This is a genomic window from Thauera sp. JM12B12 (assembly GCF_039614725.1).
GTDB lineage: Bacteria > Pseudomonadota > Gammaproteobacteria > Burkholderiales > Rhodocyclaceae > Thauera.
Genome location: NZ_CP154859.1, coordinates 708404 through 724609, shown reverse-complemented (window position 1 = coordinate 724609; position 16206 = coordinate 708404). Strand labels below are relative to the sequence as shown.

The following is a 16206-nucleotide window of genomic DNA, read 5'->3' as shown; positions in this document are numbered from 1 at the left end:
CGACTCACCAGTTGGTGATGTCGGCGTTCGTACCGTCCCCGCCCGGCTGGCCATCGGCGCCGTAGGAGAAGATGTCGTATTCGCCGTGCTCGCCGGGATGGCGATAGCGGTAGGGGTTGCCCCAGGGATCGGCCGGCACCGCCTTGCGCAGGTAGGGCCCCTGCCAGCGCGACTCGCCGCCCGGCGCGGTCATCAGCGCCTGCAGGCCCTGCTCCGATGAGGGATAGCGGCCGACATCGAGGCGGTACTGATCCAGCCCCTTCTCGAAGGCGTCGATCTGCGCTTTCGCGGTATTGACCTCGGACTTGCCGATCTGGGAGAAAAAGCGCGGACCGACGTAGCCGGCCAGCAGGCCGATGATGACCATCACCACCAGCAGTTCGAGCAGGGTAAAGCCGCGTTGCTTCATGTCTCGTGCCTTCCGGATGCACGGCCGCGAGCGCTTTCCGGGGAACGCTGCAGGCGCGGCAGGGCTATTGAATGGCCCAAGTCTGCCACAAGGAATGTGAATGTTTCGATCGGGTTAATAGCCGTTTTGCGTCATTGTTCCGCGTTTTGAGCGCCCACCGGACGCATCGCGGCTCAATCGAGCACCAGCGCGAGCGCGAGCGGCAGGAAGGCGACCGCGGCAAGGTTGCCGATCAGCACCATCGAAGCCACCTTGTCGGGCTCCTGCCTGTAGCGCTCGGCGAACATGAAGTTGAGCACCGCCGGCGGCAGCGCGCCGAACACCAGCACCAGCGCCTGCTCGCGCACGGGCAGGTCGATGAGCTGCAGCACCATCCACGACAGTGCGAGACCGACCAGCGGCCGTGCCACCGCGCCGAACACGCCGACGCCGACCGCGCCGATGCGCGAATCGGCCAGGCGCACGCCGAGGCCGAAAAGCATCAGCGGGATCGAGATCTCGCCGAGCATGCGGATCGCGGTAAGCAAGGGCGGCCACACCTCGAAGTGCGAAAGGCTCACGCTCAGCCCGAGCGCGGTGGCCATCACCGATGGCACGCGCCACACGGTTAAGAGGCTCACCCGGTGGTCGAGCAACCAGGCGCCGAATGAAAAGTGGAGCAGGTTCGACACCATGAACATCACCACCATCGGCGCCAGCGCCACCTCGCCGAAGGCGAGCACCGCCAGCGGCAGGCCGAGGTTGCCGCAGTTGTTGAACATCATCGGCGGCACCAGCGTCTTCGGCTGCATGCCGGTGAGCTTCGCCAGCGCCCAGCCGGCAGCCCCCGACCCCACCACCATCAGCGTGGACGCAAGGATCAGCGGCAGGAACGCGCTGACGTCGAAGGCCTTGTTCGCCAACGCGGCGAACACGAGCGCCGGCACGAACACATCCATGTTCAGCTTGTTGGCCTGCGACAGATCCGGCTTCACGCGGCGCCCGACGAAGTAGCCGAGCGCGGCAATGGAAAACAGCGGGAAGAGGATCTCGATGATGCGGATCAGCATGTGGGCTGCTCAGGTCCTGGGTCTTTCTGGGCGGCCCCGGGGAACGGGGCGAAAGCATTCGCGGGCAGGCCCGCGCCCACTGGCGAGGCCAACTGCTCTGGCCGTGGGAGCGGGCCTGCCCGCGAACAGGTCTGCGGCAGGATCAAAGCACGTAGCGTGCGAGATCCTCGCGCTGCGCGAGCATGTCGAGGCGTGAATCGACGTAGGCGGCGTCGACCACCACGCTCGCCAGCGCGCTGCTGCGGCCGGCCTCGAAGGAGACCTCCTCGAGCAGCTTCTCCATCACCGTGTACAGGCGGCGGGCACCGATGTTCTCGGTCTTCTCGTTGACCTGGTAGGCGATCTCGGCCAGGCGGCGGATGCCCTCGGCGGTGAACTCGAGCTTCACGCCGTCGGTGGCGAGCAGGGCCTCGTACTGGCGGGTGAGGCAGGCGTCGGTGCTGGTGAGGATGCGGGCGAAGTCCTCCACCGACAGCGACTCGAGCTCGACACGGATCGGGAAGCGGCCCTGCAGCTCGGGGATCAGGTCGGACGGCTTGGACAGGTGGAAGGCGCCGCTGGCGATGAACAGGATGTGATCGGTCTTGATCATGCCGTACTTGGTCGAGATCGTCGTGCCTTCGACCAGCGGCAGCAGGTCGCGCTGCACGCCCTGGCGCGACACGTCGGCACCATGCACATCGCTGCGCGCGGCGATCTTGTCCACCTCGTCGAGGAAGACGATGCCGTTCTGCTCCACCGCACGCACCGCCTCGAGCTTGACCTCCTCGTCGTTGATCAGGCGCGCGGCCTCCTCGTCGGCGAGCAGCTTGAGCGCCTCGCGGATCTGCAGCTTGCGCTGCTTCTTCTTGCCGCCGCCCAGGTTCTGGAACATGCCCTGGATCTGCTGGGTGAGCTCCTCCATGCCCGGCGGAGCGAAGATCTCGGCCTGCATCGACGGCGCGGCGACCTCGATCTCGATCTCCTTGTCGTCGAGCTCGCCCTCGCGCAGCTTCTTGCGGAATTTCTGCCGCGTGGCGGAATCCTGCGCCGGCTCGGATTCGGCATTGAAGCCGACCGGACGCGCCGGGGGCAGCAGCGCGTCGAGCACGCGGTCCTCGGCGGCGTCGAGCGCGCGATCCCGCACCGACTTCATCGCGCGCTCGCGGCCGTCCTTGATCGCGATCTCCATCAGGTCGCGGATGATGGTGTCCACGTCGCGGCCGACGTAGCCGACCTCGGTGAACTTGGTCGCCTCGATCTTGATGAAGGGGGCATTGGCCAGGCGCGCCAGGCGGCGGGCGATCTCGGTCTTGCCGACGCCGGTGGGGCCGATCATCAGGATGTTCTTGGGCGTGATCTCGCCCCTCAGCGGCTCCTCCACCTGGGCGCGGCGCCAGCGGTTGCGCAGCGCGATGGCGACCGCCTTCTTGGCCTTGTCCTGGCCGACGATGTGCTTGTCGAGTTCGGAGACGATCTCCGGCGGGGTCATCTGGGTCATGCGTTCGGCCTCAGTCCAGCACTTCGATGGTGTGGTGGTGATTGGTGTAGATGCACAGATCGCCGGCGATGCCGAGCGCCTTCGACACGATGTCCCTGGGCTCGAGCTCGGTGTTCTCGAGCAGCGCGCGCGCCGCCGACTGCGCAAAGGCGCCGCCGCTGCCAATGGCGACGATGCCCTGCTCGGGCTCGAGCACGTCGCCGTTGCCGGTGATCACCAGCGAGTGCTCGCGGTCGGCCACCGCCAGCATGGCCTCGAGTCGGCGCAGCATGCGGTCGGTGCGCCAGTCCTTGGCGAGTTCGACCGCGCTGCGCAGCAGGTTGCCCTGGTGCTTGTCGAGCTTGGCCTCGAAGCGCTCGAACAGGGTGAAGGCGTCGGCCGTGCCACCGGCAAAGCCGGCGAGGATCTGGCCGTTGTAGAGCGTACGCACCTTGCGCGCCGAGGCCTTGATGACGATGTTGCCCAGGGTGACCTGGCCGTCCCCGCCGAGGGCGACGCGATTGCCGCGCCGCACCGACAGGATGGTGGTGCCGCGATATTGTTCCATTGCTGTTCTCCGCCCGCGGAGTCGCCGGGCTCGTGGATTGTTCAGTGGCGCAAGGTGACGTGGGCGACCTGATCCACGCTCATGACGCGCAACAGGCCCGCCACCATCGCGTTCACGTTGGCGAGGCTCACGAGTTTACCCTGAGCCTGCAAGGTGACGAGAATGTTGAACAAGGTCCCCGCGCAGACGAAGTCGACCCGGCGCAGGCGACTGCAATCGACCTTGAGCATCCGGCGGTCGGCCGCGAAGGCCGCCAGCCGCTTGAGCGTCTCGTTGGCCGCACCCGTCAGTTCGCCCTCGAATGCAAAGCCGTCGGGGTCGGCCGGCGCCGGCGGCACTGCGCCGGCCCTGGCCTCGGCGGCGGGCGCGACCGCAGCACGGCGCTCCCACGACGGCGGCGACTCTTCGAAGGTCACCGCATACTCCACCGCGAGATCCTCGAAGCGCGCCTGATCGCCCGCGTACTGGAGCAGTTCGAGCAGCATCAGCCAGGTGTCGCGCTCCTCCGCACGTCCAGCGGTGACGCGCCGTCCAAGCACCTCGGCCAGCGACTGCACATTGACCAGGGTGACGCCGATGCGCTCCGTCGCCAGTTCGGCGAGCAGTCGGCGCCAGACCGCGCATCCGGCGTCGTCCACGCCGCGAACCTTGCTCACGTCGATGCGCACGCCGCCGCTGCGGCGGGCGATCGCGGCAATCTGCTGGAACTGCTTCTCGGCCGCGGCCGAGAGATTGCCGCTCAGGTTGACCAGGGGCGCCTGGCCCGCCTTCGCCTTGCCGGCGCCGAGGGACAGATCCTCCCAGGGTGGCGGCGAGCGCTCGAAACGGGTGGCGTAGTCGAGCACCCGCGACTCGAAACGCTGGCGGAGGCCGCCCAGCCGGTACAGGTCGAGCAGCATCAGCCATGCGCCCTCGCCCACCGCACCGCCCTCGCCGGGCACCGCCGTCTCGAGGAGCGCAAGCGCCTCGTCATCGTTGCCGTTGGCGTAGAGCACCGCAGCCTCCTCGAAGGCGGCGCCGATACCGCTGCCGCATTCCTGGACCTCGACCAGTCCGGCCGCGTGCGCGAGGCCGCGGCCATGGTCGGAGCCGCTGAAATCAAGCTCCGACAGCTCGGTCGGTGGCGGCACCGCCTCGGCGGCAGCGCGCTCCTCCGGCGCTGCCGCAGGCCGAGGCGGGGCAGGTTTCTTGCCGAAGAAAGGGAGTGCCACGTTCGTTTTCCTGCTGGCCCGGAGCGCTGCACAAGAGCCTCGCATGCACGCCCTTCCTGGCAGCGCCGGGACGAATAACATTTCAAGAAAAATGCTTCTACAACAAGTATTAAGCCTTGACCATCGCACCACTCATCAGCATTTGCAACAGACGTGCACCTGGCGCGATGCCTCGGCTAGAATGCTGCAATGCAACCGAGAATCGACCGCAACGACACCCGCGCAAGCAACCCGCCGGCGCCGTCGCAAGCCTTCACCCTGCCGCTGCGAGTCTATTACGAAGACACGGATGCGGGGGGCGTGGTGTATTACGCAAACTACCTCAAATTCTGCGAGCGTGCGCGAACCGAATGGCTGCGCCGGCTCGGCGTGAGCCAGCAGGCCCTGCTCGACGAAAGCGGGCTTGCCTTCGTCGTGCGCTCGGTGCAGGCCGACTACCTCGCGCCAGCCCGCCTGGACGACGCGCTCGAAATCGCGACACGCATCGGCGCCCTGCGACGGGCAAGCCTGCTCTTCGAGCAGGAAATCCGTCGTGGCGCAGAACTTCTGTTCACCGCCCGAGTCCTCCTCGCCAGCATCGACCTCGGCCGGCACAAACCCATCGCCCTCCCTGCCTCCCTGCACGCCCTCATCGAAAGCCAAGCATGACCGTCACCCACGACCTCTCCATCATCAGCCTGATCTCCCAGGCGAGCGTGCTCGTCCAGCTCGTCATGGCCCTGCTCGCCGGCCTGTCGCTGGTGTCCTGGTACTGGATCTTCCGCAAGTCCTTCCAGATCCGCCAGGCGCGCACCGAGACCGACAACTTCGAGCGCGACTTCTGGAGCGGCGGCGATCTCAACACGCTGTATGAATCCGCCAGCCGCCACCAGGCCGACGGCATGGAGCGCATCTTCGAGGCCGGCTACCGCGAATTCACCAAGCTGCGCGCCAAGGGCCACGACCACGGCGCCACGCTCGACGGCGCCCGCCGCGCGATGCGCGCCACGCACCAGCGCGAGATCGACGACCTCGAGGCCCACCTCGCCTTCCTCGCCTCGGTCGGCTCGGTGTCGCCCTACATCGGCCTGCTCGGCACCGTGTGGGGGATCATGAACTCCTTCCGCGGCCTGTCCAGCGTCGGTTCGGCCACGCTCGCCCAGGTCGCGCCCGGCATCGCCGAGGCCCTGGTCGCCACCGCGATCGGCCTGTTCGCCGCGATCCCGGCGGTCGTCGCCTACAACCGCTTCGCGCACGACATCGACCGCCTCGGCATCCGCTTCGAGAGCTTCATGGAAGAGTTCTCCAACATCCTGCAGCGCAACCTGCGCTGAGCGGACGGAGAGCGAACGATGCGCCAACGCCGCCTCATGAACCAGATCAACGTCGTGCCCTACATCGACGTGATGCTGGTGCTGCTGGTGATCTTCATGGTCACCGCGCCGATGATCCAGCAGGGCACCATCAACGTCCCGTCCGCCGGGGCAGGCACGCCGCCGCCGCAAGCCGAGGCGATCTTCATCGAGGTGAAGGCTGACGGCGCGCTCGCGTTGCGCCCGAGCAACAGCGGCAATTCGCGGCCAGTCCGCAAGGATCAGCTCGCGACCACCCTGCAGGACGCCCTGGCCAAGAACCCGGAGCAAGCCTTCCTGGTCGCCGCCGACAGCAAGCTGGACTATCAGAAGGTCATCGACGTGCTCGAAGTCGCACGCAGCGTCGGGGTCCGCAAGATCAGCCTCGTCACCCAGAGCGCGACGACCCAGAAATGAGGGAACGCGCAGCGCCGCCCCGCCGCGAGGCGCCGGGCAAATGGCAGTCCATGGGCCTGGCGATCGCCGTGCACGTGGGGCTTTTCCTGTTCCTGTTCTTCGGCATCCGCTGGCAGAGCCCGCCGCCCGCGGCGCTCGAGGTCGGCCTGGCATCGATGCCGGCGCGTAGTGCGCCCGCCGCCGCGCGCCCGCAGCCGACGCCCGAGCCGAAACCGGAACCCAAGCCCGAGCCCAAACCCGAACCCAAGCCGGAACCCAAACCCGAGCCGAAGCCCGAGCCCAAGCCTGAACCCAAGCCCGAGCCGCCCAAGCCCGCGCCGGTGCCGAAACCCGAGATCGCGACCAAGCCGCCCGAGAAAAAGCCGGAGCCGCCGAAGCCCGCACCCAAACCGGAACCGAAGCCCGAGCCCAAGCCGAAACCCGAACCCAAGCCTGAGCCCAAACCCGAGCCCAAGCCGCAGCCCAAACCCGAACCGAAGCCCGAACCCAAGCCGCAGCCCAAACCCCAGCCCAAACCCGCTCCCGACCCGACCGCGCAGCGCCTGGAACAGGAGCTGCAGCGCGCCGAGCAGGCACGCCTGGCCAGCCTGATGCAGCAGGAAGGCGCGCGCGCGGCGGCTCAGGGTGCCGCCAGCCAGGGGGCGCCGGGCGGGGACATCGACAAGTACCGCGCGGCGATCGCCGCCAAGGTGCGCGGCAACCTGCTGCGCCCGCCCGGCCTCACCGGCAACCCGGAGGCGGTGTTCGAGGTCGACCAGCTGCCGAGCGGCGAGGTCCTCAACGTGCGGCTGAAGCGTTCGTCCGGCATCGCGGCGCTGGACGAGGCGATCGAGCGCGCGATCCGGCGCTCGAGCCCGCTGCCGCTGCCGGAGAACCGCAGCCAGTTCCAACGCACGCTGGAGCTTAAATTCCGTCCGCTGGCGGACGAGTGAGTCCGTCATGTCTATAATCCGCGGCTGGAGAAAATCCCGCATGATCAAAACCCTGCACATCGTCCGCCTTTTCCTCGCCGGCCTGCTCGCCAGCCTCGCGCTGGGCGCGCACGCCCAGCTGTCGATCGAGATCACCGGCGCCGGCGCCTCGCGCTTCCCGGTCATCATCCCGATCTTCGAGAACGAAGGTCGCCTGCCGCAGAGCGTGACCGACGTCGTGCGCGCCGACCTCGAGCGCAGCGGCCTGTTCACCCTCATCGACACCGGCCCGCTGCCGATGCCCGAATCGGTCATGCCCGACCTTGCCGGCGTACGCGCACGCGGCGCCGACGCGGTGCTCACCGGCAGCCTGATCCCGATGGCCGACGGCCGCTACGAGGCGCGCTTTCGTCTGTTCGACGCCCAGAAGCAGCAGGAGCTCGGCGCCATGGCGCTGCCGATGAGCCCGGCACAGAATCGTCTCGTCGGCCACCGCATCGCCGATTTCGTGTACGAGAAGCTCACCGGCCTGCCCGGCTATTTCGCCACCCGCATCGCCTACGTCATCAAGGCCGGCCCCAACTTCGAGCTCCAGGTCTCCGACGCCGACGGCATGAACGCCGCCACCGCGCTGCGCTCGCGCGAGCCGATCATCTCGCCGGCATGGTCGCCGGACGGCCAGCGCCTGGCCTACGTGTCCTTCGAGCAGAAGAAGCCGATCGTCTACGTGCATACGCTCGCCACCGGCCAACGCCGCGTGGTCGCCAATTTCAAGGGCTCCAACTCCGCGCCCGCGTGGTCTCCGGACGGCAGCCAGCTCGCGGTCGTGCTGACCAAGGACGGTCAGTCGCAGCTCTACGTGGTCAGCGCCGACGGCTCCGGCGTGCGCCGCCTGGCGCAATCTTCGGGCATCGACACCGAGCCCTTCTGGGGCGCCGACGGCCACATCTACTTCACCTCGGATCGAGGCGGCAGTCCGCAGATCTACCGTATTCCTGCCAGCGGCGGCAGTGCCCAGCGGGTGACTTTCGAAGGCAACTACAACGTTTCGCCGCGGCTGTCCTTCGACGGCAAGCTGCTCGCCTTCATCACCCGCAATGCCGGCCGCTTCCAGGTGGCCGTGCAGGACCTCGCCACCCGGCAGACCACCATCCTCACCGATTCGGCACGCGACGAATCGCCCAGCTTCGCCCCCAACGGCCGCATGATCCTGTACGCCACCGACAGCGGTGGCCGCGGCGTGCTGTCGGCGGTGTCGACCGATGGGCGCATCCGCCAGCGGCTGACGGTGCAGGCCGCCGATGTCCGCGAGCCCGCCTGGGGCCCGCAGATCCGGTAATCCAAGAAGCGGTCCGAGCCGCACATTCCTTTCTGCTGTCTTAAACACAAGTACTGGAGCAATACCCATGAAGAAACTCGTTCTCCCGGCCCTGCTGGCCCTGACCCTGGCTGCCTGCTCGAGCACCGGCCCCGAAACCGCCGGCACCTCGGTCGAGGACCGTGGCGCGGGCGTCGCCACCGTGACCGCCGGCGGCCTCGGTGGCAGCGGCATCGCCGCCCTGACCGACCCGAACAACATCCTGTCCAAGCGCAGCGTGTTCTTCGACTTCGACAGCTACGTCATCAAGCCCGAAGCCCGTCCGCTGATCGAGGCGCACGCCCGCTTCCTCGTCCAGAACCCGCAGATGCGCATGCTCGTGCAGGGCAACACCGACGAGCGCGGCAGCCGCGAGTACAACCTGGCGCTGGGCCAGAAGCGTGCCGACGTCGTCAAGCAGGCGCTGATGCTGCTGGGCGCCAAGGAAGCCCAGATCGAGTCCGTGAGCCTGGGCGAAGAGAAGCCGCGCTGCGAAGACCGCACCGAAGCCTGCTACGGCGAAAACCGTCGCGGCGACATGCTGTACTCGGGCGAGTTCTAAGAGAGTCCCGTCATGAAACGCCTTCTGCCGCTTGCCACAGCGCTCGCCCTGAGCCCGTTCGCGCCGGCGCACGCCCAGCTTTTCGGGGGTGACACCGAGGCCCGCAACCAGATCATCCAGCTGCGCCAGGATGTTCAGGGCCAGCTGGAGACCACCAGCCGCGGCCAGCTCGAACTCGCCATGCAGAACGAGCAGCTGCGCGCCGAAGTGGCGCGCCTGCGCGGTCAGATCGAGCTGCTGATGAACGAGGTCGAAACCCTCAAGCAGCGGCAGAAGGATTTCTACGTCGATCTGGATGCGCGTCTGCGCCAGATCGAGACCGGCGGCACCGCCGGCGCTCCGGCCGCGGCCGGGGCTCCGGCGGGCGCCGCGCCGGGCAGCGACCCGGCAGCCGAGTCCGCCGAATACGAAGGCGCGCTCAACCTGCTCAAGAACGGCAAGACCAAGGAAGCGCTCGCGGCCTTCGACAGCTTCACCCGCCGCTACCCCGCGGGCAATTTCACCGCCGGCGCGCACTTCTGGGCCGGCAACGCCGCGCTCCAGGCCAAGGACGTCGCCAGCGCCACGCGTCACTTCAAGACCGTGCTCGACAAATGGCCGAGCGACAACGTCGCCCCCGACTCCATGCTCGGCCTGGCCAACAGCCAGCAGGCGATGGGCGACGCCAGCGGCGCCCGCAACACCTTGAAGTCCCTCACCGAACGTTATCCGCAGAGCAACGCTGCCCAGGTCGCACGCCAGCGGCTGGCCGCGCGCTGAGCCGCGATGGCGGACCAGGAGATGGCGGTGGCTGCGACCGCCCGCCTGCGCATCACCGAGATCTTCGCCTCCGTGCAGGGCGAGTCGAGCCGCGTCGGCCTGCCCACCGTGTTCGTCCGCCTGACCGGCTGCCCCCTGCGTTGCACCTGGTGCGACACCGCCTATGCCTTCACCGGCGGCACGTCGCGCACGGTGGATGAAGTGCTCGCCGAGGTCGCCCGTCACGGCCTGCGCCACGTCTGCGTGACCGGTGGCGAGCCGCTCGCCCAGAAGGCCTGCCTCGTCCTGCTGCGTGCGCTGTGCGATGCAGACTACGACGTCTCGCTCGAGACCAGCGGCGCGCTCGACATCGCCGAGGTCGACCCGCGCGTGGCACGTATCGTCGACCTGAAGGCGCCCGGCTCGGGCGAGGTGGCGCGCAACCGCTACGAGAACATTCCCGTGCTCGGCCCGCGCGACGAGGTCAAGATCGTCCTCGCCGACGCGGCCGACTACGACTGGGCACGCGCGCAGATCGCCGAGCACGCGCTCGATCGCCGCTGCAGCGTGCTGCTGTCGCCGGTGGAAGGCCAGCTCGACCCCGCCCAACTCGCCGAATGGGTGGTGCGCGACCGCCTGCCGGTGCGCTTCCAGCTCCAGCTCCACAAGGTGCTCTGGAACGACGCCCGCGGCCGCTAGCGCGCCGCCTGCCGCGACGATCACCCCGCACGCTGCGCCACGCATCATCCGGCCCGCGCGCCTCGATGGAACCCGCAACATGAACCACCCGCCCCGCGCCGTCGTCCTGCTCTCCGGCGGACTCGACTCCGCCACCTGCCTCGCGATCGCGCGCGACATGGGCTTCGAGACCTACGCCCTCTCGGTCGCCTACGGCCAGCGTCACGCCGCCGAGCTCGCCGCCTCGCGCCGCGTCGCCGTAGCGCTGGGTGCGAAGGAGCACCGCACCGCCAGCGTCAACCTCGGCCAGTTCGGCGGCTCGGCGCTCACCGACCCCGGCATCGCGGTGCCGGTGGACGAGGACAAGGGCGGCATTCCGGTCACCTACGTGCCGGCACGCAACACGGTGATGCTGTCGATCGCGCTCGCCTGGGCCGAAGTTCTCGGCGCCAACGACATCTTCGTCGGCGTCAATGCGGTCGACTACTCCGGCTACCCCGACTGCCGCCCGGCCTTCATCCAGGCCTTCGAGCACATGGCCAACCTCGCCACCAAGGCCGGCGTCGAAGGCGCGCGCCTGCGCATCCATGCACCGCTGATCGACCTCTCCAAGGCCGACATCATCCGCCGCGGCCTCGCGCTCGGCGTCGACTATGGCATCACCGTGACCTGCTACCAGGCCGACGACGACGGCCGCGCCTGCGGGCGCTGCGAAGCCTGCCGTCTGCGTGCGGCGGGTTTCGCCGCCGCAGGGGTGTCCGACCCCACGCCCTATCGCCCGGCGGCCAGCTGACGGCCGCCCGGCGCTTTCCGGTTAAACTCCCGCCTCCGCCCCCTCCGGTCCGCATCATGGAAGAAACCCTGGTCTCCGCCTCGACCATCGTCTGGCTCGCATTCGCGATCGGCACGCTCTTCGGCTTCGTCGCCCACCGCACGAACTTCTGCACCATGGGCGCCGTTTCCGACATCGTGAACATCGGCGACTGGAACCGCATGCGCATGTGGGCACTGGCGATCGCGGTCGCCATCCTCGGCACCGCCGCGCTGCAGGCGCTCGGCCTGTTCGACACCTCCAAGAGCCTGTACACCGGCAGCCGCCTCAACTGGCTGTCGCACCTCGTCGGCGGCGCCAGCTTCGGCATCGGCATGACGCTCGCCTCGGGCTGCGGCAGCAAGACGCTGATCCGCATCGGCGGCGGCAACCTGAAGTCGATCGTGGTCTTCGTGTTCCTCGCCATCGGCGCCTACATGACCCTGCGCGGCCTGTTCGGCGTGTGGCGGGTGGGCCTGCTCGATCCGGTCGCGGTCCAGCTCGAGCACGGCCAGGACCTCCCGTCCTTCCTGGCTGCCGCGGGCCTGGCGCCCGCCACCGCCCTGCTGCTCGCCAGCGTGGCGATCGGCGGCGGCCTGCTGCTGTGGTCGCTGGCCCGGCGCGAGGCCTGGCGCGCGGACGTGCTCCTCGGCGGCCTCGTCGTCGGCGCTACCGTGATCGCCGGCTGGTACGTATCGGGTCACATCGGCTATGTCGCCGAGCACCCCGAGACCCTCGAGGAGGCCTTCATCGCCACCAACAGCGGGCGCGCGGAGTCGCTCACCTTCGTCGCGCCGCTCGCCTACACCCTCGAGCTGCTGCTGTTGTGGAGCGACACCAGCCGCGTCGTCACCTTCGGTATCGCCAGCGCGCTTGGCGTCATCGCCGGCGCGGCCGCCAACGCGGTCGTGGGCGGAAGCTTCCGCATCGAGAGCTTTCGCGACAGCGGCGACCTCGTCCGCCACATGATCGGCGGCCTGCTGATGGGCTTCGGCGGCGTCACCGCGCTCGGATGCACGATCGGGCAGGGCGTCACCGGCCTGTCGACGCTTGCCGTCGGCTCGATCCTGACCACGGCGGCGATCATCGCCGGCTGTGCCGTCACGCTGAGGGTCCAGTACTGGCTGTTGATGCGCGAGGCCTGATCGGGCGGGCTGCGCCCACCCGTCTCGGGCTCCAGGACACCGGCTCAGGGTCGCGCACGCCCGGCTGCATGCCATCCGGCGCTTGACGCACGAGCGTGAGCCCTCTATGATTCGCGCTCGTTTTTCGGGTCGTTAGCTCAGCTGGTAGAGCAGCGGACTTTTAATCCGTTGGTCGCTGGTTCGAATCCAGCACGGCCTACCAAAACACAGGAAAATGCCCAGTCTTCGGACTGGGCATTTTTCGTTTCTGCAACGCCCGCTGGCCGCGGCAACGCGCCTCAGGCGCCGCCTTGCACGATCGCGGCGCGCACCATCGGTGCCGCGCCGGCCGCCTGCAGCGCACGCTCATCGAAGATCCGGCAGCAATTCCGGCCCGACTGCTTGGCTTCGTACATCGCATGATCGGCCTGGCGCAGCAACTGCTCGGGCTCGATCCCGCTCGCTTGCGGAAAATACGCGACGCCCACGCTGCCCGACACCCGCAACTGGACCCCATCCAGGCTCACCGGCGCCGCGATCGCGACCAGCAGGCGGTCGATCAACCCGTGGCTGAGCGTGACCTCGGGCAGGTCGGTGAAGATCGCGGCGAACTCGTCCCCGCCCAGGCGCGCGACGGTATCGGCCTCGCGCAGCACGCCGCGCATCCGGCGGGCGATGTCGACCAGCAGGCGGTCGCCCATCTCGTGACCGTGGGTGTCGTTGACCGCCTTGAATCCGTCCAGATCGATATAGGCGAGGGCAAGCCGCTGGGTGTTGCGCCGCACCCGCCCCATGTCCTGACGCAAGCGATCGATCAGCAACGCCCGGTTCGGCAGCCCGGTGAGCGGGTCGTGATAGGCGATGTGGCGCAGCGCCTCCTGAGCGTCCTCGAGCGCGGCGACCGACTGTGCCAGCTGACGGTTGCGCCGCATCAGCACGACCAGCAGCCCTACTGCCAGCGCCGACAGCACGCCGAGCGCAATGATGAAACTGGCGTAGCGCGCCCACACGTCCCGCCATAAGAACGGCGGCGCATGATCGAAGGGCGGCAGGCGCAGGGCGCGCGCCAGAGTCTCGACCGGAAGGTAGTCGAGCGGCGGCGAGAAGCCGGCGATACCCGCCGCGCGCGCAGCCGGATCGGAGGCCTCGAGCGCGAGCAGGGCCGCGGAGATGCGCCTCACCATGCGCGCCTCGACATGAGGCAGCGCAACGAAAGGCCACTCCGGGTAGAGGCGGGTCGACACCGCATACGGATAGCCGGCGAGGTTCTGGCGGTTGAGCACCACCAGCCGCGCCGGATCGAGGCGGCCCTCGGCCACCAGGCTCTCGATGATCCCGGTGCGCACGAAGCCGGCGTCGGCGCGCCCCTCGAGCACCGCCTCGACGACGGCCTCGTGACTGCCGGTGACGAGCAGATCGACATCTCCGGGCACCCGCACACCGGCCTGCTTCAGTTCGTAGGCCTGGGCCTGGTAGCCGCCAAGGTAGCGCGGCCCGGGGATCGCGATCCGCCGGCCCTCGAGCGCGCGCAGCCCGCTGATGTCCGTACGACCGGAGGACACGATGATGCAGCCACCGAGGCTGGTGACCGCCTGGCCGTTCTCCATGGAGATCACGGTCGCCAGCGCGCCCGACAGGCTGTTATGACTGCGCAGCTCGAGGTAGTGACTCGGATTGGTCATCAGCAGATCGATGCGCCGGGCGGCGACCGCCTCCTCGAGCTCGTCCTGCGCGAGCACCTGCAGCTCGACCCGCACGCCTCCCAGCTTGGCCGACAGGTAATCGGCGAGCGGCGTATAGCGCTCGAGCATGAGCGGCTGCGGCCGAAAGGCGAACACGCCGAGGGTGAGCTTGTCCTGCGCGAAGGCCGGACAGCAGGCAAGCACGAACAGGCAGACGAAGGCTCGCCGCAGCAACGCGATCATCACGCGCTCCCGTTGCGCGGCAGGCAGCTCGGGTCGATCAGACCGATCAGGTCGTCGGCCACGGACAGGCGCCCGGCACGCAGCATCAGCACATTGAGCTCGCGCGCGCTCTTGAGGATGCCGCGCGCCCCCGTGACGTCGAGGTAGGCGCGGTTGCCGGCAAGATCCGGCAGATTGAGGCCGGCAAAGCTGCGCTCGGTCTCTTCCAGGCTGAGACCCCGCCAGGCCGCAATGCGGCGCAGGGCGTCGTCCCGGTTCACGCGCAGGTGGTCGAGGGCGCGAAAATGCGCGCTCAACAGCGCATCGAGCTGGCTGCGTCGAACGGACAGGCGGTCGCTGCGAACTGCGAGCACATCGAAGATCACGCCCGGAAACTGCCGGCTGTCGAACAGGCGGCGCGCGCCCTCGCGTTCGAGCAGCCGGGTGACCGGCTCATAGCCGATCGCGACGTCGATCTCGCCCCGTCGCCACGCCTCGAGCTGATCATCGGGCGCGATGTCGAGCACGGTGACATCCGCCTCGGTCAGGCCGGCGGCCGCCAGCAGCTTGTCGAGCACCAGTTCGCCCACAGCGCCGCGCTCGACCGCGATTGGTCGCCCGGCGACGTCGGCAGGCTGCTCGATGTCGCGCCGAGCCATCACCGCGTCGGCACCGACCGAGACGTCGAACACCAGCACCACGGTCAGGGCCAGGCCGCTCGCCCGCACCGCGAGCACCTCGTCGAGCGTCAGCGCAGCGGCATCGAGTTCGCCGGCCTTCATCGCCGCGACCGAATCGCTTGCAGTCCCGCCTTCGCGCAGGCGCACGTAGTCGGGCAGCCAGCCGAAGGCGCGCGCGATGTAGAACGGTTCGTAGCCCGGCCAGGGATGAATGCCGACGGCAAGTGGTACGTCAGGGTCGCAGCCACTGCCCGCACCGGCCGCCCCCGCAGCGAGTGCCGCGAGTCGCAGTAAGAAAGCACGACGTTGCATGGCCCGCAATTGTACCGATGCCGTCGTCTTCACTTCGCGAAGAATGCTCGCCCGCCGTGGACGAATGCACGCATGGACCCGGAATGCCGAATCGGGTATAGTTTCGGGTGTCGTTCAAATCGGATCCGAATGTACGCGTTCAATCCGGACCCCCGCGCAGCACGCGCGGCGACATCACTCTTTCCCGCAGCGATCCCGAGCGACCCGCGTACGCTCCACCCACTCGCCCTCGCTGCTCGTGCCCTGCGTTCGCCCGCAGGCATGCAACAGCCCTGACCGGCCCGCCGATCACGCGCCGCCCCCACCCGGCCCATGCCGCGCCACCGCACGGCAACAGCCAATCTCGACTCGCCCGCGGCGGAGCGAGTCCGACCGGTGGCGCGCATCCCCGGCACCGGCACAACGACAAGGAGCCCGAACATGGCCAAGGAAGAACTCATCGAAATGCATGGATCCGTCACCGAGGTGCTGCCCGACGGCCGCTACCGCGTGACACTGGACAACGGCCACAACCTCATCGCCTATTCCGGCGGCAAGATGCGCAAGCACCACATCCGCATCATTGCCGGCGACAGCGTCTCCCTCGAGATGTCGCCCTATGATCTGAGCAAAGGCCGCATCACTTTCCGTCATCTGCCCGGCCGCGCGGCCGGCGCCAGCGCAGCGCCCCAGTCCCGCCGCTGAA

18 protein-coding genes and 1 tRNA gene are annotated in these 16206 nt (G+C 68.6%); 12 read left to right on the top strand and 7 right to left on the bottom strand.

All coding sequences use genetic code 11. The features are described from left to right. Window positions 1-4: 4 nt before the first annotated feature. The 5 genes from gspG to AAG895_RS03180 form a co-directional block, all read right to left on the bottom strand. Window positions 5-409 (bottom strand): type II secretion system major pseudopilin GspG, encoded by a 405-nt coding sequence (gene gspG / locus AAG895_RS03200; RefSeq protein WP_345794123.1) that lies wholly within the window; start codon window positions 407-409, stop codon window positions 5-7. A gap of 173 nt (window positions 410-582) precedes the next feature. Next, window positions 583-1458 (bottom strand): AEC family transporter, encoded by an 876-nt coding sequence (locus tag AAG895_RS03195; RefSeq protein ID WP_345794122.1) that lies wholly within the window; start codon window positions 1456-1458, stop codon window positions 583-585. 142 nt (window positions 1459-1600) lie between these two features. Continuing rightward, the gene (gene hslU / locus AAG895_RS03190) at window positions 1601-2938 is read right to left on the bottom strand and encodes an ATP-dependent protease ATPase subunit HslU (RefSeq protein WP_345794121.1); all 1338 of its coding nucleotides are present in this window, start codon (window positions 2936-2938) and stop codon (window positions 1601-1603) included. A gap of 10 nt (window positions 2939-2948) precedes the next feature. Further along, the gene (hslV, locus tag AAG895_RS03185) at window positions 2949-3485 is read right to left on the bottom strand and encodes an ATP-dependent protease subunit HslV (protein ID WP_345794120.1); all 537 of its coding nucleotides are present in this window, start codon (window positions 3483-3485) and stop codon (window positions 2949-2951) included. A 41-nt stretch (window positions 3486-3526) separates the two neighbouring features. Further along, window positions 3527-4696: an STAS domain-containing protein gene (locus tag AAG895_RS03180; RefSeq protein ID WP_345794119.1), complete on the bottom strand. Its 1170-nt coding sequence runs from the start codon at window positions 4694-4696 to the stop codon at window positions 3527-3529. A 189-nt stretch (window positions 4697-4885) separates the two neighbouring features. Here AAG895_RS03180 and ybgC point away from each other — a divergent pair, with 189 nt between their 5' ends. From ybgC to AAG895_RS03125, 11 genes are all read left to right on the top strand, one after another. After that, window positions 4886-5344 carry a tol-pal system-associated acyl-CoA thioesterase gene (gene ybgC, locus AAG895_RS03175; RefSeq protein WP_345794118.1) on the top strand — a complete coding sequence of 153 codons (459 nt, stop codon included), beginning with the start codon at window positions 4886-4888 and terminating at the stop codon, window positions 5342-5344. After that, complete coding sequence (gene tolQ, locus AAG895_RS03170; protein ID WP_345794117.1) at window positions 5341-6009, top strand: protein TolQ; 669 nt, start codon at window positions 5341-5343, stop codon at window positions 6007-6009. The genes ybgC and tolQ overlap by 4 nt, the downstream gene beginning before the upstream one ends. An 18-nt stretch (window positions 6010-6027) precedes the next feature. Further along, window positions 6028-6444 carry a protein TolR gene (tolR, locus tag AAG895_RS03165; RefSeq protein ID WP_345794116.1) on the top strand — a complete coding sequence of 139 codons (417 nt, stop codon included), beginning with the start codon at window positions 6028-6030 and terminating at the stop codon, window positions 6442-6444. Beyond that, a complete protein-coding gene (locus AAG895_RS03160; RefSeq protein ID WP_345794115.1) occupies window positions 6441-7376 on the top strand; it encodes an energy transducer TonB in 936 nt (311 codons plus the stop codon). The genes tolR and AAG895_RS03160 overlap by 4 nt, the downstream gene beginning before the upstream one ends. Before the next feature lie 40 nt (window positions 7377-7416). Continuing rightward, entirely contained in the window at window positions 7417-8694 is a 1278-nt protein-coding gene (gene tolB, locus AAG895_RS03155; RefSeq protein ID WP_345794114.1) for a Tol-Pal system beta propeller repeat protein TolB, read from the top strand. Window positions 8695-8761: 67 nt separating this feature from the next. Beyond that, window positions 8762-9274, top strand: coding sequence for a peptidoglycan-associated lipoprotein Pal (gene pal / locus AAG895_RS03150; protein ID WP_345794113.1), 513 nt, complete (start codon window positions 8762-8764; stop codon window positions 9272-9274). A 12-nt stretch (window positions 9275-9286) separates the two neighbouring features. Next, window positions 9287-10033, top strand: a complete 747-nt coding sequence (gene ybgF / locus AAG895_RS03145; RefSeq protein WP_345794112.1) for a tol-pal system protein YbgF — start codon at window positions 9287-9289, stop codon at window positions 10031-10033. A gap of 27 nt (window positions 10034-10060) precedes the next feature. Continuing rightward, on the top strand, window positions 10061-10711 hold the full coding sequence (queE, locus tag AAG895_RS03140) for a 7-carboxy-7-deazaguanine synthase QueE (protein ID WP_345794111.1): 651 nt from the start codon (window positions 10061-10063) through the stop codon (window positions 10709-10711). 79 nt (window positions 10712-10790) lie between these two features. Continuing rightward, window positions 10791-11483: a 7-cyano-7-deazaguanine synthase QueC gene (gene queC, locus AAG895_RS03135; RefSeq protein WP_345794110.1), complete on the top strand. Its 693-nt coding sequence runs from the start codon at window positions 10791-10793 to the stop codon at window positions 11481-11483. Window positions 11484-11539: 56 nt separating this feature from the next. Further along, window positions 11540-12646: a YeeE/YedE family protein gene (locus AAG895_RS03130; RefSeq protein WP_345794109.1), complete on the top strand. Its 1107-nt coding sequence runs from the start codon at window positions 11540-11542 to the stop codon at window positions 12644-12646. Window positions 12647-12772: 126 nt separating this feature from the next. Further along, a tRNA-Lys gene (locus AAG895_RS03125) sits at window positions 12773-12848 on the top strand. Between the two features lie 76 nt (window positions 12849-12924). Here AAG895_RS03125 and AAG895_RS03120 read toward each other — a convergent pair. After that, window positions 12925-14550: a diguanylate cyclase gene (locus tag AAG895_RS03120; protein WP_345794108.1), complete on the bottom strand. Its 1626-nt coding sequence runs from the start codon at window positions 14548-14550 to the stop codon at window positions 12925-12927. Beyond that, on the bottom strand, window positions 14550-15521 hold the full coding sequence (locus AAG895_RS03115; protein ID WP_345794107.1) for an ABC transporter substrate-binding protein: 972 nt from the start codon (window positions 15519-15521) through the stop codon (window positions 14550-14552). Before AAG895_RS03115 ends, AAG895_RS03120 begins: the two co-directional genes overlap by 1 nt. A 420-nt stretch (window positions 15522-15941) precedes the next feature. Between AAG895_RS03115 and infA the strand changes: the two genes are divergently transcribed. Continuing rightward, on the top strand, window positions 15942-16205 hold the full coding sequence (gene infA / locus AAG895_RS03110; RefSeq protein ID WP_345794106.1) for a translation initiation factor IF-1: 264 nt from the start codon (window positions 15942-15944) through the stop codon (window positions 16203-16205). Window position 16206 lies beyond the last annotated feature (1 nt).